Origin of the sequence: Streptomyces albireticuli, assembly GCF_021228125.1 — a bacterium.
Classification (GTDB): domain Bacteria; phylum Actinomycetota; class Actinomycetes; order Streptomycetales; family Streptomycetaceae; genus Streptomyces; species Streptomyces albireticuli.
This window is the reverse complement of sequence record NZ_JAJQQS010000011.1, coordinates 182,370-200,752: the sequence shown is the minus strand read 5'-3', so window position 1 is coordinate 200,752 and position 18,383 is coordinate 182,370. Positions and strand designations below refer to the sequence as shown.

The window sequence follows — 18,383 nt, the reverse complement described above, 5'->3', positions numbered from 1 at the left end:
GCACGGTGAGTGACGTCAGTCTGGGCATTCCTCAGATGCCCGCGCCCGACTACCCGGCCGACGTACGGGCCCGGCTCGACGGGGACGCGAAGGAGGTGATCGGCCGCTATCCCGACAGCCGCAGCGCGCTGCTGCCGCTCCTCCACCTCGTCCAGGCGGAGGAGGGCCACGTCACCCGGACCGGCATCCGCTACTGCGCCGGGGTCCTGGACCTGACCGTCGCGGAGGTCACGGCGGTCGCCACCTTCTACACCATGTACCGGCGCGAGCCGGGCGGCGAGTACCAGGTCGGCGTCTGCACCAACACCCTGTGCGCGGTCATGGGCGGCGACGCCATCTTCGACGGCCTCAAGCGCCACCTCGGTGTCGGCAACGGCGGCACCACCCCCGACGGCAAGATCACCCTTGAGCACGTCGAGTGCAACGCCGCCTGCGACTTCGCGCCCGTCGTGATGGTCAACTGGGAGTTCTTCGACAACCAGACCGTCGAGAGCGCCACCGCCCTCGTCGACGACCTGCGCGCCGGACGCCCGGCCTCGCCCACGCGCGGGGCGCCCCTGTGCACGTACCGGGAGACGGCCCGCATCCTGGCGGGCTTCCCCGACGAGCGGCCCGGCGCCGTCGAGGCGAGCGGCGGGGCCGGACCCGCGTCCCTGGCGGGGCTGCGGCTGGCCAAGGGCGACACCGGCCCGGCCCGGGTGGGCCCGCCGCGCGGCGCCCCGCCGGGCGGGAGCCCGGACGCCGGCGCCGGCCCCGGAGAGCACCTCAGCTCGCACGACGCGCCCCGGAAGACATCGGCCTCGGACCCGGACCACCCCGCGGGACCGGTCGGCGAGGAGGGGGAGGGATGACCATGGCACCCGCGAACGGAGGGACCCCCAGGCCCCAGTCGGGGGCGGGGGACGGCGCCGAGAAGCTCCTCGCGCCCGTGCTGAGCGCGCACTGGGACGATCCCCGGTCCTGGACGCTGGAGACCTATCTGCGGCACGACGGCTACGCCGGAGCGCGCAAGGCGCTCGCGATGCCCCCCGACGAGGTGATCGCCTACATCAAGGACGCGGGCCTGCGCGGCCGCGGCGGCGCGGGCTTCCCCACCGGGATGAAATGGCAGTTCATCCCGCAGGGCGACGGCAAACCGCACTATCTCGTCGTCAACGCCGACGAGTCGGAGCCCGGCGCCTGCAAGGACATCCCGCTGCTCTTCGCCTCGCCGCACACCCTCATCGAGGGCATCGTGATCGCCTGCCACGCGATCCGCTCGGAGCGGGCCTTCGTCTATCTGCGCGGCGAGGTCGTGCCCGTCCTGCGGCGGCTGCACGAGGCCGTGCGCGAGGCGTACGCGGCGGGCTACCTCGGCAAGAACGTGCTGGGCTCCGGCCTGGACCTGGAGCTGACCGTGCACGCCGGCGCCGGCGCGTACATCTGCGGCGAGGAGACCGCGCTCCTCGACTCCCTGGAGGGGCGCCGCGGCCAGCCCCGGCTCCGGCCGCCCTTCCCGGCCGTCGCGGGCCTCTACGCCTGCCCCACCGTGGTGAACAACGTCGAGTCCATCGCGTCGGTTCCCGCGATCCTGCACCGCGGCAAGGAGTGGTTCCGGTCGATGGGCACCGAGAAGTGCCCGGGCTTCACCCTCTACTCCCTCTCCGGCCACGTCGCCCGCCCCGGCCAGTACGAGGCCCCCATGGGCATCACCCTGCGCCAGCTCCTCGACATGAGCGGCGGCATCCGGCCCGGCCACCGGCTGAAGTTCTGGACCCCCGGCGGCTCCTCCAGCCCGATGTTCACCGACGAACACCTCGACGTGCCACTGGACTTCGACAGCGTGGCCGCCGCCGGCTCGCTGCTCGGCACCAAGTCGCTCCAGTGCTTCGACGAGACCACCTGCGTCGTCCGCGCCGTCACCCGCTGGACCGAGTTCTACGCGCACGAGTCCTGCGGCAAGTGCACCCCCTGCCGCGAAGGCACCTACTGGCTCGTCCAGTTGCTACGCGACATCGAGGACGGCAAGGGACAGCGGGCCGACCTCGACAAGCTCGCCGACATCGCCGACAACATCAACGGCAAGTCCTTCTGCGCCCTGGGCGACGGCGCCGCCGCGCCGATCCTCTCCTCGCTCCAGTACTTCCGCGCCGAGTACGAGCGGCACATCACGGGCAGGGGCTGCCCCTTCGACCCGGCCGCGTCGACCCTGTGGGCCGACGGGCCGAAGAACTCCCATCTGGAGGTGAACGCATGACAGTCACCACGTCTGCCCCCTCCGGAGGGGGCGAGGTGGTTCCGCCGGAGGACCTCGTCTCCGTCACCATCGACGGCATCGCGCTCTCCGTCCCCAAGGGGACGCTGGTCATCCGCGCCGCCGAGCTCCTCGGCATCGAGATCCCGCGGTTCTGCGACCACCCGCTGCTCGACCCGGCCGGCGCCTGCCGCCAGTGCATCGTCGAGGTCGAGGGCCAGCGCAAGCCGATGGCCTCCTGCACCATCACCTGCACCGACGGCATGGTGGTCCGTACCCAGCTCACCTCGCCCGTCGCCGAGAAGGCCCAGCGCGGTGTGATGGAGCTGCTGCTCATCAACCACCCGCTCGACTGCCCCGTCTGCGACAAGGGCGGCGAGTGCCCGCTCCAGAACCAGGCGATGTCCGCCGGGCAGGCCGACACCCGTTTCGAGGGCCGCAAGCGCACCTTCGAGAAGCCGGTGCCGATCTCCACCCAGGTGCTGCTGGACCGCGAGCGGTGCGTGCTGTGCGCGCGCTGCACCCGCTTCTCCCAGCAGATCGCGGGCGACCCGATGATCGAGCTCCTGGAGCGCGGCGCCCTCCAGCAGGTCGGCACCGGCCAGGACGTGCCCTTCGAGTCGTACTTCTCGGGCAACACCATCCAGATCTGCCCGGTCGGGGCGCTCACCTCGGCGGCGTACCGGTTCCGCTCCCGCCCCTTCGACCTCGTCTCCTCGCCGTCGGTCTGCGAGCACTGCGCGGGCGGCTGCGCCACGCGCACGGACCACCGGCGCGGCAAGGTGCTGCGCCGCCTCGCCGCCGACGACCCCGAGGTCAACGAGGAGTGGGTGTGCGACAAGGGGCGCTTCGCGTTCCGCTACGCCCAGCGGCCGGACCGGCTCACCACCCCGCTCGTCCGGAGCGCGGAGGGCGTCCTGGAGCCCGCGAGCTGGCCCGAGGCGCTGGCGGCCGCGGCCGAGGGGCTGGCCGCGGCGCGGGGCAGGGCCGGGGTGCTGACGGGCGGCCGGCTCACCGTCGAGGACGCCTACGCCTACGCCAAGTTCGCGCGGCTGGCCCTGGCCACCCATGACGTGGACTTCCGGGCCCGGGTGCACAGCGGCGAGGAGGCCGACTTCCTGGCGGCCCACGTCGCCGGGCGCGGCCGGGACCTGGACGGTACGGGCGTGACGTACACGGCGCTGGAGAAGGCGCCCGCGGTGCTGCTCGCCGGCTTCGAGGCGGAGGAGGAGGCGCCGGGCGTCTTCCTGCGGCTCCGTAAGGCGCACCGCAAGCACGGCCAGCGGGTCTTCGCGCTGGCCACCCACGCCACGCGCGGCCTCACGAAGGCGGGCGGCACGCTGCTGCCCGCCGCGCCGGGCACCGAGACGCCCTGGCTGCGGGCGCTGGCCGACGGCGCCGCCACGGATCCGGCCGCCCGCGCGGCGGCCGAGGCGCTGCGCGGCGAGGGCGCGGTGATCGTCGTCGGCGAGCGCCTCGCCGGTGTGCCGGGCGCGCTGACCGCCGCGCTCGCCGCCGCCGCCACGACCGGCGCCGCCCTGGTGTGGATCCCGCGCCGGGCGGGGGAGCGGGGCGCCCTGGAAGCGGGCGCGCTGCCCGGGCTGCTGCCCGGCGGGCGGCCCGCGACCGACCCGCGCGCGCGGGAGGAGACGGCGGCCGCCTGGGGCGTCGCCGAACTCCCGCGCGGCACCGGCCGGGACACCGGGCAGATCGTCGAGGCCGCGGCCAGCGGCGAGCTGGGCGCGCTGCTGGTGGGCGGTGTGGAGGTCGCCGACCTGCCTGACCCGTCGCGCGCCCGCGGCGCGCTGGACGCCATCGGCTTCCTCGTCAGCCTGGAGCAGCGGCCCGGCGAGGTGACGGACCGGGCGGACGTGGTGCTGCCGGTCGCGGCCGTGGTCGAGAAGGCGGGCACGTTCCTGAACTGGGAGGGCCGGGCGCGGCCCTTCGAGGCGGCGGTCCGGCCCGAGCACCTGACCCGGGCCTCCCTGCCGTCGGACGCCCGGGTGCTGAACATGCTGGCCGACGCCATGGACGTGGCGCTGGCGCTGCCGGACACCGGCGCCGTACGGGCGGAGCTGGCCCGGCTCGGGCCGTGGCGCGGCGCCCACGCGGCCGCCCCCGCGGAGCCGGCCCGCCCGGCTCCGCGGCCGGGTGCCGGCGAGGCCGTGCTGGCGGGCCACCGGCTGCTCCTCGACCGGGGCCGGCTCCAGGAGGGCGACGACGCCCTGGCCGGGACCCGGCACGCGGCGCCCGCCCGGCTGTCCGCCGCCACGGCCGCCGAGGCCGGGGTGCGCGACGGCGAACCGCTCGTGGTGACCGGTCCGGCGGGCACGGTCCGGCTGCCGCTGCGGATCACCGCCATGCCGGACCGGGTGGTGTGGCTCCCGCTGAACTCCGTGGGCGGCGGTGTCGCCGGTGACACGGGGGCCCGCCCGGGTGAGCTCGTACGGATCGGCCGGGCCACCGGCGAGGACACCGGAACCGAGACACCGGAGGCGCGGTAGTGAACGCTTACCAACTGGCCGCCGAGGACCTGTCGATGTTCGGCCGTGACCCGTGGTGGCTGGTCGTCGTCAAGGCCGTCTTCTGCTTCGCGTTCGTCATGGTGACCGTGCTCTTCTCGATCGTCTGGGAGCGCAAGGTCGTCGCGTGGATGCAGCTGCGCATCGGCCCCAACCGGCACGGCCCCTGGGGGATGCTCCAGTCCCTCGCCGACGGCATCAAGCTGATGCTGAAGGAAGACCTGATCGTCAAGCGGGCGGACAAGGCGGTCTACCTCCTCGCCCCCGTCGTCGCGGCCATCCCGGCGTTCATGGCGATCGCCGTGATCCCCTTCGGCCCGGCGGGCAACGAGATCTCGGTCTTCGGGCACCGCACGACGATGCAGCTGACGGACCTGCCGATCGGCGTGCTGTACATCCTGGCCACCGCGTCGGTCGGCATCTACGGCATCGTGCTGGCGGGCTGGTCCTCCGGGTCGACGTACCCGCTCCTCGGCGGCCTGCGCTCGTGCGCCCAGATGATCTCGTACGAGATCGCGATGGGCGTCTCCTTCGCGGCCGTCTTCCTCTACTCCGGTTCGATGTCGACCTCGGCGATCGTGGAGGCGCAGCACGACCGCTGGTACGTGTTGCTGCTGCCGGTCTCCTTCCTCATCTACATCGTGGCGATGGTGGGCGAGACCAACCGGGCGCCGTTCGACCTCCCGGAGTCCGAGGGCGACCTGGTGGGCGGCTTCAACACCGAGTACTCCTCCATCAAGTTCGCGATGTTCATGCTGGCCGAGTACGTCAACATGATCACGGTCTCGGCCGTGGCGGTGACGCTGTTCCTCGGCGGCTGGCGGGCCCCGTACCCGGTCTCGGCCTTCTGGGAGGGCGCCAACCACGGCTGGTGGCCGCTCCTCTGGTTCGTGATCAAGCTCCAGCTGCTGCTGTTCTTCTTCATCTGGCTGCGCGGCACGCTGCCGCGGCTGCGCTACGACCAGTTCATGAAGCTGGGGTGGAAGGTCCTCATCCCCGTCTCCATGGTGTGGCTGATGCTCGTCGCGGCCGTGCGGGCGCTGCGGAACGAGAACTACGACTTCCAGCAGATCGTGCTGTACGTCGGCGGGGCCGTCGTGGCGGTCCTGCTGCTGTCGTTCGTGGCCGACGTCTTCCGCGGCCGGGGCGAGGGCGAGGAGCCGGAAGGTCCCGCCGCGGAGCGGGAGTTCGATCCCATGGCGGGCGGCTATCCCGTGCCGCCGCTGCCCGGCCAGACCCTGCCGCCGGTACCGCGGCGGCGGTCGCGCCACGACCGCGAGCTCATTGTCAGTGGTGGCGTCGATACTGTCAGTGACGGTCCCCGAGACGGAAAGGAGGGGGCTGACGGTGCCTGACTTCCAGAACCCCGTGGCCGGCTTCGGCGTGACCTTCAAGGCCATGTTCAAGAAGCGGCTGACCGAGCAGTACCCGGAGGAGAAGAAGCACACGGCGCCGCGTTTCCACGGCCGCCACCAGCTCAACCGCCACCCGGACGGCCTGGAGAAGTGCATCGGCTGCGAGCTGTGCGCGTGGGCCTGCCCGGCGGACGCGATCTATGTGGAGGGCGCGGACAACACCGAGGAGGAGCGCTACTCCCCGGGTGAGCGCTACGGCCGCGTCTATCAGATCAACTACCTCCGCTGCATCCTGTGCGGGCTGTGCGTGGAGGCGTGCCCGACCCGGGCGCTCACCATGACCAATGAGTACGAACTGGCCGACAGCAGCCGCGAATCGCTCATCTACACCAAGGAGGAGCTGCTCGCGGGCCTGGAGGAGGGCATGGTCGACACCCCGCACGCGATCTTCCCGGGGATGACCGAGAAGGACTATTACCGGGGCCTGGTCTCGGAGGCGGCGCCGGGCACGGTCCGGCAGCCGGCGCTCTCCAAGGGCGAGGAGCCGGCGTCCGCGCCCACGGCGGAAGGGGCGGGAGCGTGAACACCGCCGCCACGGCCACCTCCACGGGCGAGGCGGTCCAGTTCTGGATCCTCGGGATCGTCGCCGTGGCCGGGGCGCTGGCCACCGTCCTGATGAAGAAGTCCGTGCACAGCGCCCTCTCACTGGCCGGCACCATGATCGTCCTGGCCGTGTTCTATCTGGCCAACGGCGCGTACTTCCTGGGGATCGTCCAGATCGTCGTCTACACCGGCGCGATCATGATGCTCTTCCTCTTCGTGGTCATGCTCGTCGGCGTCACCGCCGCCGACTCCCTCAAGGAGACCCTCAAGGGCCAGCGGTGGCTGGCCGGGCTCTGCGCGCTGGGCTTCGGCATCCTGCTGATCGCGGGCATCGGCAACGCCTCCCTGAAGGAATTCACCGGCCTCGGCCAGGCCAACTCCGGTGGCAATGTGGAGGGCCTCGCCGCCCTCGTCTTCACCAAGTACGTCTTCGCCTTCGAGATCACCGGCGCCCTGCTGATCACCGCGGCCGTCGGCGCGATGGTGCTCACCCACCGGGAGCGCACCGAGCGCGCCGTCACCCAGCGCGAGCTCGCCGAGCGCCGGGTCCGCTCGGGCAAGCAGGTCCCCCCGCTGCCCGCCCCCGGTGTCTACGCCCGGCACAACGCCGTGGACGTCCCCGGCCTGCTGCCGGACGGCACCCCGTCCGAGCTCACGGTCAACCCCACCCTGCGCGCCCGCGGCCAGATCCGCGACGTCTCGGGCACGGCGCTGCGGGAGCTGGCCGCGCTGGAGCAGCGCGCGCAGGAGTGGCGCGAGCACGGCCGCAGCGAGGACGCGAAGGGAGCCGGCAAGTGAATCCGGTCAACTACCTCTATCTGGCGGCCCTGCTGTTCACCATCGGCGCCACCGGTGTGCTCCTCCGGCGGAACGCGATCGTCGTCTTCATGTGCGTCGAGCTGATGCTGAACGCCTGCAATCTGGCGTTCGTCACCTTCTCCCGGCTGCACGGCAATCTGGACGGCCAGATCATCGCGTTCTTCACGATGGTGGTCGCCGCGGCCGAGGTCGTCATCGGCCTGGCGATCATCGTGACGATCTTCCGTTCCCGCCACTCGGCGTCGGTCGACGACGCGAACCTGCTGAAGCTGTAAGGGGACGGTGACGTGGAGAACCTCATCGGATTGCTCGTCGCGGCACCGCTGCTCGGCGCCGCCGTGCTGCTGTGCGGCGGGCGGCGGCTGGACCGCTCCGGCCCCTGGGTGGGCACGCTGCTCGCCGCCGTGTCCTTCGCGCTCGCTGTCGCGCTCTTCGCCGACATGCTCGGCCGGAGCGGCGAGGAGCGGACGCTCACGACCACGGTCTTCAGCTGGGTGCCGGTCGGCGGCTTCCGCGCCGACGTGGGCTTCCAGCTCGATCAGCTGTCCATGACCTTCGTCCTGCTGATCACCGGCGTGGGCACCCTGATCCACCTCTACTCCGTCGGCTACATGGAGCACGACGAGCGGCGCCGGCGCTTCTTCGGCTATCTCAACCTGTTCCTCGCCGCGATGCTGCTGCTCGTCGTCGCCGGCAACTACCTCCTGCTGTACGTCGGCTGGGAGGGCGTCGGCCTCGCCTCGTACCTGCTGATCGGTTTCTGGCAGCACAAGCCCAGCGCGGCGACGGCGGCGAAGAAGGCGTTCCTCGTCAACCGCGTCGGCGATATGGGCCTGTCCATCGCGATCATGCTGATGTTCACCACGTTCGGCACCTTCGCCTTCGGGCCCGTCCTGGAGGGCGCGGGGCAGGCGGGGGAGGGGAAGCTGACGGCCGTCGGGCTGATGCTGCTCCTCGCGGCCTGCGGCAAGTCGGCCCAGGTGCCGCTGCAGAGCTGGCTCGGTGACGCCATGGAGGGCCCGACCCCGGTCTCCGCCCTCATCCACGCGGCGACGATGGTGACCGCCGGGGTCTATCTGATCACCCGCTCCGGCGCCCTCTTCGACGCGGCGCCCACGGCGCAGACCGCGGTCGTCACGGTCGGCGCGGTCACGCTCCTCTTCGGTGCGATCGTCGGTTGCGCCAAGGACGACATCAAGAAGGCCCTCGCGGGCTCCACGATGTCCCAGATCGGCTACATGATCCTGGCGGCCGGGCTGGGCCCGGTCGGCTATGTCTTCGCGATCATGCACCTGGTCACCCACGGCTTCTTCAAGGCCGGGCTGTTCCTCGGCGCGGGCTCCGTGATGCACGGCATGAACGACGAGGTCGACATGCGGCGTTACGGCGGTCTGCGGAAGTACATGCCGGTCACCTTCGTCACCTTCGGCCTCGGCTATCTCGCCATCATCGGCTTCCCCGGCCTCTCCGGCTTCTTCTCCAAGGACAAGATCATCGAGGCGGCCTTCGCCAAGGGCGGCACGGAGGGCTGGATCCTCGGCGGCGCGGCCCTGCTGGGCGCGGGCATCACGGCGTTCTATATGACGCGCGTGATGCTGATGACCTTCTTCGGCGAGCGGCGCTGGCAGCCCGACGCAGACGGCAACGCCCCGCACCCGCACGAGTCGCCGAAGACGATGACGGTCCCGATGGTGATCCTGGCCTTCGGATCGGTCTTCGCGGGCGGGCTGTTCGCCGTCAACGACACCTTCCTGAAGTGGCTGGAGCCGGTCACCGGCCACGCCCACGGCAATCCGCCGGTCAGCGCGCTCACCGTCACCGCCGCCACCATGGTGGTGCTGGTCCTCGGCGTCGCGCTCGCCTGGGCGCGGTACGGCCGCAAGCCCGTCCCGGTCACCGCGCCCCGTGGCAGTTGGCTCACCCGCGCCGCCCGGCGCGACCTGCTCCAGGACGACTTCAACCACATCGTGCTGGTGCGCGGCGGTGAGCACCTCACCCGCAGCCTGGTCTACGTCGACCACACCCTGGTCGACGGCGTCGTCAACGGAACCGCCGCCTCCGTCGGCGGCCTGTCGGGCCGGATGCGCAGGCTCCAGAACGGCTACGCGCGGTCGTACGCGGTCTCGATGTTCGGCGGTGCGGCGGTGCTCATCGCCGCGACCCTGCTGATGAGGGCGGTCTGATATGTCTTTTCCCCTGCTGACGGCCACGGCCGTGGTGCCCGCCGTCGGCGCGGTCGCCACCGCCGCGGTCCCGGCCGCGCGGCGCGCGGCGGCGAAGTGGCTCGCGCTGGGCTTCTCGCTCGCCACGCTCGTCCTCGCGGCCGTCCAGCTGGTGCGCTTCGACCCGGACGCGGCCGGGCCCTTCCAGCTCACCGAGTCCCACGCCTGGATCAAGGACTTCGGCGTCCGCTACGAACTGGGCGTGGACGGCATCGCGGTCGTCCTCATCGCCCTGACCGCGCTGCTGATCCCCTTCATCGTGCTGGCCGGCTGGCATGACGCCGACCCCCTCGAAGGGGCCTCGCCCAACTGGCGCTGGCGGCCCACCCAGGGCTTCTTCGCGCTGATCCTGATGGTCGAGGCGATGGTGGTGATCTCCTTCGAGGCCACCGACGTCTTCCTCTTCTACCTCTTCTTCGAAGCCATGCTGATCCCGATGTACTTCCTCATCGGCGGCTTCGGTGACCGGGCCGGCGAGCGGTCCGAGGAGGAGACGGCGGCCCAGCGCAGCTACGCCGCGGTGAAGTTCCTCCTCTACAACCTGGCCGGCGGCCTGATCATGATGGCCGCGGTCATCGGCCTCTACGCCGTCACCGCCGACCAGCTGGGCATGGGCACCTTCTCGCTCCAGGAGATCGTCCAGGCCCGCGCCGACGGCCGGCTGGACCTCGCGCCCGCCGCCGAACGGTCCCTGTTCCTCGGCTTCTTCTTCGCCTTCGCGGTGAAGGCGCCGCTGTGGCCGCTGCACACCTGGCTGCCCAACGCGATGGGCGAGGCCACCGCACCCGTCGCCGTCCTGATCACCGCGGTCGTCGACAAGGTCGGCACCTTCGCGATGCTCCGCTTCTGCCTCCAGCTCTTCCCGGAGGCGTCCAAGTGGGCCACCCCGGTGATCGTCGCCCTGGCGCTCGTCAGCATCGTCTACGGCGCGCTGCTCGCGGTGGGCCAGCGGGACATCAAGCGGCTGGTCGCCTACGCCTCGATCTCGCACTTCGGCTTCATCGTGCTGGGCATCTTCGCGATGACCACCCAGGGCCAGGGCGGCGCGACGCTCTACATGGTCAACCACGGGATCTCCACGGCCGCGCTGATGCTGGTCGCGGGCTTCCTGATCTCACGCCGCGGCTCCCGGCTCATCGCGGACTACGGCGGCGTCCAGAAGGTCGCGCCGGTCCTCGCCGGCACCTTCCTCGTGGGCGGTCTGGCCACCCTGTCGCTGCCGGGCCTCGCGCCCTTCGTCTCCGAGTTCCTCGTCCTGGTCGGCACGTTCAGCCGCTATCCGGCGGCCGGGATCATCGCCACCGTCGGCATCGTGCTCGCCGCGCTCTACGTCCTCGTGCTCTACCAGCGCACCATGACCGGGCCGGTGAAGGACGGCGTGCGCGGGATGCCCGACCTCCGGGTGCGCGAGCTGGCCGTCGTCGCCCCGCTGATCGCGCTCCTGCTCTTCCTGGGCGTCTATCCCAAGCCGCTGACCGAGATCATCGACCCCGCGGTCGGCCACACGATGTCGCAGGTCGAGAAGTCCGACCCCAAGCCCGATGTCCCTGTGAACGAAGCGGAGGCCGCGAAGTGAGTCCCGCAGCATCCGTCCACAGCCTGTGGACGGTCGCGGCCGAAGCGCCGCAGAAGATCCCGGCCCCGCAGATCGAGTACGCCCAGCTGTCACCGACGCTGATCGTGCTCGGCGCGGCCGTCCTCGGCATTCTCGTCGAAGCGTTCCTCCCCCGTCGCGCCCGCTACCCCGCGCAGCTCCTGCTGACGACCGTCGGGCTGATCGCCGCCTTCGCCGCCGTCATCGCCCTGGCCGCCGGGGGGTACGGCACGGACAAGGCACACGTGGCCGCCATGGGCGCCGTCGCCGTCGACGGCCCGGCGCTCTTCCTCCAGGGCGCCCTCCTCCTGGTGTCGCTGATCGCCGTGTTCACCTTCGCCGAGCGGCGGCTGGACCCGGTGGCGCACGGCCGGCGCGTCGACTCCTTCGCCGCGCAGGCCGCGGCCGTCCCGGGCGGCGAGGCCGAACAGGAGGCGGTCAAGGCGGGCTTCACCACCACGGAGGTCTTTCCGCTGGTGCTGTTCGCGGTCGGCGGCATGCTCGTCTTCCCCGCGGCGAACGACCTGCTGACCCTGTTCATCGCCCTGGAGGTCTTCTCCCTCCCGCTGTACGTGCTGTGCGCGCTGGCCCGCCGGCAGCGGCTGATGTCGCAGGAGTCGGCGGTCAAGTACTTCCTGCTCGGCGCGTTCTCCTCGGCGTTCCTGCTCTTCGGCGTCGCCCTGCTGTACGGCTACGCCGGCACGGTCTCGTACGCGGGCATCGCCGACGTGGTGAACGGCACCACCCGGTCCGTCGATCCGGCCCTCGCCTCGACGACGGGCAACGACGCCCTGCTGCTCATCGGCGGCGCGCTGGTCCTGATGGGCCTGCTCTTCAAGGTCGGCGCGGTCCCGTTCCACATGTGGACGCCCGACGTCTACCAGGGGGCGCCCACGCCGGTCACGGGCTTTATGGCCGCCGCCACCAAGGTCGCCGCCTTCGGTGCCCTGCTGCGGCTGCTCTATGTGGTCCTGCCCGGCCTGCGCTGGGACTGGCGTCCGGTGATGTGGGGCGTCGCTATCGTCACCATGGTGGTCGGCGCGGTCGTGGCCGTCACCCAGACGGATGTGAAGCGGCTCCTGGCCTACTCCTCCATCGCGCACGCCGGCTTCCTCCTCGCCGGTGTCACGGCCGCCAGCCCGGACGGGGTCTCCTCCGTCCTCTTCTACCTGGTCACCTACGCCTTTGTGACGCTGGGCGCGTTCGCCGTGGTGACGCTCGTGCGCGACGCGGGCGGCGAGGCGACGCACCTGTCGAAGTGGGCGGGGCTCGGCCGCCGTTCGCCGCTCGTGGCCGCCGTCTTCGCGGTCTTCCTGCTGGCCTTCGCCGGTATCCCGCTCACCAGCGGTTTCGCGGGGAAGTTCGCGGTCTTCAAGGCCGCGGCCGAGAGCGGGGCGACGCCGCTGGTCATCGTGGGTGTGCTGTCGTCGGCGGTCGCCGCGTTCTTCTACGTCCGGGTGATCGTGCTGATGTTCTTCAGCGAGCCGAAGGCCGACGGGCCGACCGTCGCCGTGCCGAGCGCGCTGACCTCCACGGCCATCGCGGTCGGGGTCGCGCTGACGGTCGTCCTCGGTGTCGCGCCGCAGTACTTCCTGGAACTCGCGGGCCAGGCGGGCACGTTCGTCCGCTGAGGGTTCCCGTACGCGCACCGCCGCCCGGCGCCCCGAGGAGGGGCGGCCGGGCGGCGGCGCGTCGTGCTACGGCGGCGTCAGCCGATCTTGCCGGGGAGGCCGGCCGGCTTGCCGTCCGTGCTCACGGCCTTCTTGAGGGTGTCCTCCTTGCCGGAGGCCCACGCCACCGTCAGGGAGGCGGCGTCGACGCTCTTGACGGTGGCGGAGGCGTACTCGGCGCCGTCCTTGCAGTTGAAGGTGAGGGCCACCGGCTTCGCGGTGTCGTTCACCGTGCCGCTGCACGCCTGCCCCGCGACGCTGAGCATCACGGTCTTGCCCGAGAAGGACAGGATCATAAAGCTCTTGTCCGTGAGCTTGCCCTTCGACCAGCCGCCGGCGAGCTTGGCGGCCGTGACGTCGCCGCCGCCGGCCTTGGCCGGGTCCTCGGCCGGCGTCTGACCCGTCCCCTTCGGCGCCTCGGCCGGCGGGGCGGAGGACTGCGCGGGCTTGTCGGCGCCGCCGTCCTTGCTCTCGCTGCCGCAACCGGTCATCAGCACAGCGGCGATGATCGCCGCCCCCGTGATCTGTACTGCCTTGCGCACGTGCGCCCTTTCGTCCAGTGGATCTGGACACGACAAGTTAGCAGCCTTGATCAGAGGTCCCGGAACCTTGCGTTCAGTCGCCGCCGCCCCCGCCGTCGCCACCGGAGTCGCCCCCGCCGCCGCTGCCGTCCGACTGGTCCCGCCGCACATTGCGGTGCACCGCCTCGGCCACCCAGTCGGTGCGGACGAGCCGCCGCATGGACTTGCGCTCGGCCCGCAGGTCCCACCCCGGGTAGAGCCGGCCGGCCGCGCCGACCGCCGACACCAGGGCGGCCAGGGCGCGCGAGCGGGCGTCGGGGAAGCCCGCCACGCGGGCCGCGTCGAAGCGCTGCCGCGCCGCCGTCGTCAGATCGACCGGGCCGACGGGGTAGCGGTTGCGGGGGAAGACGCCGAGCAACCGGCGGCGGTGGACGCGCAGCGCCCGCCGCTCCACCAGCCGGGTCAGCCAAGGCTCCTCCAGGTGCCGGGCCGCGCTGCGCACCCAGCGGTGCGTCTTCGGCCCCCGGGTGCCCGCCGCCGGCAGGCTCGCCGTCGCCATGGCCAGCAGCGGGTCCCGCGGCCCGGCCGGGGAGAGCACGACGGGCCGCCCGTACTGCTCCGTGACCTGTCCGCGCAGCCGGAGTTCGGCGAGTACGGCGCCGGCCACGCCGTACTCCAGGGCCCCCGGGAGGCACAGCCGCCGGCCGTCCTCCGGATGGAAGCAGAGCAACAGCAGTTCCTCGGGCAGCGTGAGGCCGGGGGCGTCGTGGGTCATGGCGTGGCGGCCCCGCGGTCGGGCACGACACGGCCGGTGACCTCGCCGAGGCCGATGCGGGCGCCGCCGGGGCCGGGGGCCCAGGCGGTGAGGGTGACCACGTCACCGTCGGCCAGGTAGGGGCCCTTGCCCTCGGTGAGCTCCAGCAGGCAGCCGCGCTGGTCCGGCTCGGGGCCGCTGACCGTGCCGGAGGCGAAGAAGTCGCCGGTGCGCAGGGAAGCGCCGTTGACGGTCATATGGGCGAGCTGCTGGGCGGCCGTCCAGTACATGGAGGCGAACGGCGGCCGGGAGACCGTCTCGCCGTTGATCGTGACCTCGATGCGCAGATCGATGCCGCCCGGCTCGGCGGCGGAGTCGTCGAGGTAGGGCAGCAGCGGGTACGTGCGCTCCGGCGGCGCGGTGCGGGCCTCGTCGAAGGCGTCGAGCGGGGTGATCCACGCGGAGACGGAGGTGGCGAAGGACTTGCCGAGGAACGGGCCGAGCGGCACGTACTCCCACGCCTGGACGTCGCGCGCCGACCAGTCGTTGACCAGGCAGACACCGAAGACGTGCTCCCGGAAGTCGCCCAGCGCGACGGGGGTGTTCGCGGGGGCCGGGGTGCCGACGACGAAGCCGACCTCGGCCTCGATGTCCAGGCGCAGCGAGGGGCCGAAGGACGGCACGGCGTCGCCGGGGGCCTTGCGCTGGCCCTGGGGGCGCACCACGTCGGTGCCGGAGACCACGACCGTGCCGGCGCGGCCGTGGTAACCGATGGGCAGATGCTTCCAGTTGGGCGTGAGGGGCTCGCTGTCCGGGCGGAAGATCCGGCCGACGTTGGTGGCGTGGTGCTCGCTGGCGTAGAAGTCGACGTAGTCGGCGACCTCGAACGGCAGGTGCAGCGTCACGTCCTCCAGCGGGAGCAGGGGGCCGTCGTCCAGCCAGCCGCGCACCTCGGCGCGGACGGCCTGCCAGACGGGCCGGCCCGCGGCCAGCAGCGGGTTGAGCGTCGGCCGGTCCAGCAGGTCGGCGTGCGCGGAGCCGTGGGCGGCGGCCGCGGCGGACGCGTCGAGCACACGGTCGCCGTAGCGGACGCCGATCCGGCGGCGGTCCGGGGCGTCCGCGGGGCTGAACACGCCGTACGGGAGGGTGGCCGCGCCGAAGGGGTCGCCTTCGGCAAGCTCGCGGGGGCTCTGCTGGGACATGGTGACGCAGCCTCGCTCTCTCCTGGACGCTCCTGGGAGCCGGGTGGCCCCGGTGGTGGGCCCGTGCCCACATTACGTGCTGGTGGCCGCCAGACAAGGGGTGGCCGGGGGCGGCTTAGGCCGGGCGCCCCCGGGTGCGCCCGGCGTGCCCGGAGTGTGACGCGCCGGTGGCGTGCCCCCGTTCCGGGGACTCCTCGAACGAACGCGCCCCACCTGCCCGAACCGCTGTCCGACCGCTCACTAAAGAGCTAGCAATGTCCGGTAACTCCTTGCTGGAGTCGGCGATTCCGAAGTAGCGTCCTTAGTCGGGTCACGCACAGTGGGGGGGCCGCTGCGGCTGGTGGCCGAGGGGGATGCTGGTGGCGAGCAGGAGCACGCCCATCGCGGCGGACCGGACCGTTCCAGGGCTGATAGTGAAGATCGGCAACTACCCCCTCCACCACGGTGGTGTCGGTGCGATCCGCAGCCTCGGCAGACTCGGTGTCCCGGTGTACGCCGTCACCGAGGACCGCTGGACGCCCGCCGCCTCCTCCCGTTATCTGCGCCAGGGGTTCGTCTGGCCCACCACGGGCACCGAGCGGCCCGAGGTGCTCGTCGAGGGGCTGCTGGGGATAGGGCGCAGGATCGGCCGCCCGAGCGTCCTGCTGCCCACCGACGACGAGGCGGCCGTTCTGATCGCCGAGCACGCGGAGCAGCTCGCGGGCAGCTTCCTCTTCCCGTCCGTGGAGCGCGAGTTGCCGCGCAGGCTCGCCAGCAAGCAGGGGCTGCACGAGCTCTGCGTGGAGCACGGGGTGCCCTCCCCGGAGGCCCTCTTCCCCACGTCGTTCGAGGAGATCGAGGACTACGCGGCGCGCGCCCGCTTCCCGCTCGTCGCCAAGAACCGGGAGGCGTTCGAGCGGCGCCGCAAGCCCGCCGTGCACGGCACCACCCGCATCGGCGGCCCCCGGGAGCTGGTGGCCCTCGCCCGCGGCTGGGGCCCCTCGCCCGGCGTGATCCTCCAGGAGTACCTGCCCCGAGAGCAGGCCGAGGACTGGATCGTGCACGCCTACTTCGACGGCCGGAGCACCCCGCTGGCGATGTTCACGGGAGTGAAGGTGCGCTCCTGGCCGCCGCACGCGGGCATGACCGCCCACGCGTACGTCGTGGAGAACGCCGAACTGGCCGACATGGCCGCCCAGTTCATCAAGCAGATCGGCTTCTGCGGCGTCATCGACCTCGACTGGCGCTTCGACCGCCGGGACGGCCGGTACAAACTCCTGGACTTCAACCCCCGGATGGGCGCGCAGTTCCGCCTCTTCGAGAGCACCGCCGGCGTCGACGTCGTCCGGGCCCAGCACCTCGACCTGACCGGCCGCGCGGTCCCCGAGGGCGAGCAGATCGACGGCCGCCGGTTCGTCGTGGAGAACATCGACCTGCCCGCCCTGCTCGCCTACCGCCGCAGCGGCTACACCACCCCGCACGCGCCCGCGCGCGCCACCGGCACGGAGTTCGCCTGGGCCGCGCGGGACGACATCAAGCCCTTCTTCACCATGCTCGCCCGGTTCGTGCGGCCGGGCGTGCGGCACCTGTGGCAGCTGTGGCGCTCCCGCCGTGCCGCTGCCGTCGTCGAGTAACGCCCTGGGAGGGGAATCCGTGGCACTTCCGGTAGCAGTCATCGGAGCCGGACCGTACGGTCTGTCGACCGCCGCCCATCTGCGGGCGCACGGCATGAGCACACGCGTCTTCGGTTCGCCGATGGTGAGCTGGCGCGAGCACATGCCCGTCGGCATGCTCCTGAAATCCACCCCCGTCGCCTCCAGCATCGACGCCCCCCAGCCCGGCCACACCCTCCTCGACTTCTGCCGGAGCACCGGCGAGCGGCGGTACGAGTCGGACTGGGACGCCATCCCGGTGGAGACCTTCGCCCGCTACGGACTGTGGTTCCAGGAGCGCCTGGTGCCCGACCTGGAGCAGGTGCGGGTGGTCTCCGTCGACCGCCGGGCCGAGGGCTTCGAAGTGAAGCTGGACTCCGGGGAGCAGTTCACGGCCCGCGCCGTGGTCGTGGCGACGGGCCTGAGCGGCCTCGCGACGCTGCCGCCCGAGCTGGCCGCGGCGGTGCCCGACGGCCCCTCGGCGAGCGGGCCGGTCTCGCACAGCTCGCACCACCGCGACCTGTCCCGCTTCGCCGGCAAGGAGGTCGTCGTCGTCGGCGCCGGGCAGTCGGCCCTGGAGACCGCCGTGCTGCTGGCCGACGCCGGGGCGGCGTCCGTGCGGATCGTCGCCCGCCGGAGGGGAGCCGTCCGGTTCGGTGCCGCGCCGGACGGCCAGTCGCCGCGCAAGCCCGACACCCCCTTCGGCCGGGCCTGGTCGCTCTACGCCTTCTCGTACTACGCGGACGCTTTCCGCCATCTTCCGGCGCCGGGCCGGAAGTACCTCGTCCAGCGGGTGCTGGGGCCGCTGGGCGCCTGGTGGCTGCGCGACCGCTTCATCGGCCGGGTCCAGGTCTCCGAGGGGAAGCGGATCGTCCGGGCGCGGGTGGACGAGGGCCGCCCGGTGCTCACCCTGGCCGGCGAGAGCGGCCTCACCGAGGGCGAGCTCGCCGCCGACCACGTCGTGGCCGCGACCGGCTATCGCATGGACCTCGCGGCCCTGGACTTCCTCGGCCACGGTCTGCGCACCCGCCTCGTGGCCGCCGCGGGCGGCCCCCGGCTGGGCCCCGGCTACCGCTCCTCGGTCCCCGGCCTGTTCTTCACGGGGCTGCCGGCCGCGGCGAGCTACGGCCCGGTGATGCGGTTCGTCTGCGGCACGGAGTACGCGTCGCCGCGCCTGGCCAAGGCGGTGGGCGCGCTGTCGTAGCCGGGGCGGGCCACGCTCCCCGTCCCCGTGGGCGGGGAGCGTGGCCGAAGGGC

The 18,383-nt window shown here is 72.4% G+C and carries 15 protein-coding genes; 12 read left to right on the top strand and 3 right to left on the bottom strand.

Features of this window, described 5'->3' with window-relative positions; all coding sequences use genetic code 11:
* Positions 1-35 precede the first annotated feature (35 nt).
* The 10 genes from nuoE to nuoN are packed head-to-tail and all read left to right on the top strand — an operon-like array spanning position 36 to position 12,979.
* Entirely contained in the window at positions 36-851 is an 816-nt protein-coding gene (gene nuoE / locus LUZ64_RS21215; protein WP_095581636.1) for an NADH-quinone oxidoreductase subunit NuoE, read from the top strand.
* Positions 848-2,236, top strand: a complete 1,389-nt coding sequence (gene nuoF, locus LUZ64_RS21210) for an NADH-quinone oxidoreductase subunit NuoF (RefSeq protein ID WP_095581637.1) — start codon at positions 848-850, stop codon at positions 2,234-2,236. The genes nuoE and nuoF overlap by 4 nt, the downstream gene beginning before the upstream one ends.
* Positions 2,233-4,737, top strand: a complete 2,505-nt coding sequence (locus LUZ64_RS21205) for an NADH-quinone oxidoreductase subunit G (RefSeq protein WP_095581638.1) — start codon at positions 2,233-2,235, stop codon at positions 4,735-4,737. The genes nuoF and LUZ64_RS21205 overlap by 4 nt, the downstream gene beginning before the upstream one ends.
* 35 nt (positions 4,738-4,772) lie before the next feature.
* On the top strand, positions 4,773-6,110 hold the full coding sequence (nuoH, locus tag LUZ64_RS21200; protein ID WP_248288697.1) for an NADH-quinone oxidoreductase subunit NuoH: 1,338 nt from the start codon (positions 4,773-4,775) through the stop codon (positions 6,108-6,110).
* Positions 6,103-6,693, top strand: coding sequence for an NADH-quinone oxidoreductase subunit NuoI (gene nuoI, locus LUZ64_RS21195; protein WP_232390536.1), 591 nt, complete (start codon positions 6,103-6,105; stop codon positions 6,691-6,693). Before nuoH ends, nuoI begins: the two co-directional genes overlap by 8 nt.
* A complete protein-coding gene (locus LUZ64_RS21190) occupies positions 6,690-7,511 on the top strand; it encodes an NADH-quinone oxidoreductase subunit J (protein ID WP_095581640.1) in 822 nt (273 codons plus the stop codon). The genes nuoI and LUZ64_RS21190 overlap by 4 nt, the downstream gene beginning before the upstream one ends.
* A complete protein-coding gene (nuoK, locus tag LUZ64_RS21185) occupies positions 7,508-7,807 on the top strand; it encodes an NADH-quinone oxidoreductase subunit NuoK (RefSeq protein WP_095581641.1) in 300 nt (99 codons plus the stop codon). Before LUZ64_RS21190 ends, nuoK begins: the two co-directional genes overlap by 4 nt.
* Before the next feature lie 12 nt (positions 7,808-7,819).
* Positions 7,820-9,715 (top strand): NADH-quinone oxidoreductase subunit L, encoded by a 1,896-nt coding sequence (gene nuoL / locus LUZ64_RS21180; RefSeq protein ID WP_095581642.1) that lies wholly within the window; start codon positions 7,820-7,822, stop codon positions 9,713-9,715.
* A 1-nt stretch (position 9,716) separates the two neighbouring features.
* Positions 9,717-11,330 carry an NADH-quinone oxidoreductase subunit M gene (locus LUZ64_RS21175; RefSeq protein WP_095581643.1) on the top strand — a complete coding sequence of 538 codons (1,614 nt, stop codon included), beginning with the start codon at positions 9,717-9,719 and terminating at the stop codon, positions 11,328-11,330.
* Positions 11,327-12,979 carry an NADH-quinone oxidoreductase subunit NuoN gene (nuoN, locus tag LUZ64_RS21170; RefSeq protein ID WP_095581644.1) on the top strand — a complete coding sequence of 551 codons (1,653 nt, stop codon included), beginning with the start codon at positions 11,327-11,329 and terminating at the stop codon, positions 12,977-12,979. The genes LUZ64_RS21175 and nuoN overlap by 4 nt, the downstream gene beginning before the upstream one ends.
* Before the next feature lie 77 nt (positions 12,980-13,056).
* On the opposite strand, the gene LUZ64_RS21165 is transcribed toward nuoN, so the two are convergent.
* From LUZ64_RS21165 to fahA, 3 genes are all read right to left on the bottom strand, one after another.
* Positions 13,057-13,560, bottom strand: coding sequence for a hypothetical protein (locus tag LUZ64_RS21165; protein ID WP_095581645.1), 504 nt, complete (start codon positions 13,558-13,560; stop codon positions 13,057-13,059).
* 73 nt (positions 13,561-13,633) lie between these two features.
* Positions 13,634-14,314, bottom strand: coding sequence for a GOLPH3/VPS74 family protein (locus LUZ64_RS21160; protein ID WP_095581646.1), 681 nt, complete (start codon positions 14,312-14,314; stop codon positions 13,634-13,636).
* Entirely contained in the window at positions 14,311-15,495 is a 1,185-nt protein-coding gene (gene fahA, locus LUZ64_RS21155) for a fumarylacetoacetase (RefSeq protein WP_095581647.1), read from the bottom strand. The genes LUZ64_RS21160 and fahA overlap by 4 nt, the downstream gene beginning before the upstream one ends.
* A 353-nt stretch (positions 15,496-15,848) precedes the next feature.
* Between fahA and LUZ64_RS21150 the strand changes: the two genes are divergently transcribed.
* Together LUZ64_RS21150 and LUZ64_RS21145 are read left to right on the top strand one after the other, a co-directional pair.
* Positions 15,849-17,108 (top strand): carboxylate--amine ligase, encoded by a 1,260-nt coding sequence (locus tag LUZ64_RS21150; RefSeq protein WP_095581648.1) that lies wholly within the window; start codon positions 15,849-15,851, stop codon positions 17,106-17,108.
* Positions 17,109-17,127: 19 nt separating this feature from the next.
* Positions 17,128-18,330, top strand: a complete 1,203-nt coding sequence (locus tag LUZ64_RS21145) for an FAD-dependent oxidoreductase (protein ID WP_095581649.1) — start codon at positions 17,128-17,130, stop codon at positions 18,328-18,330.
* Positions 18,331-18,383: the final 53 nt, after the last annotated feature.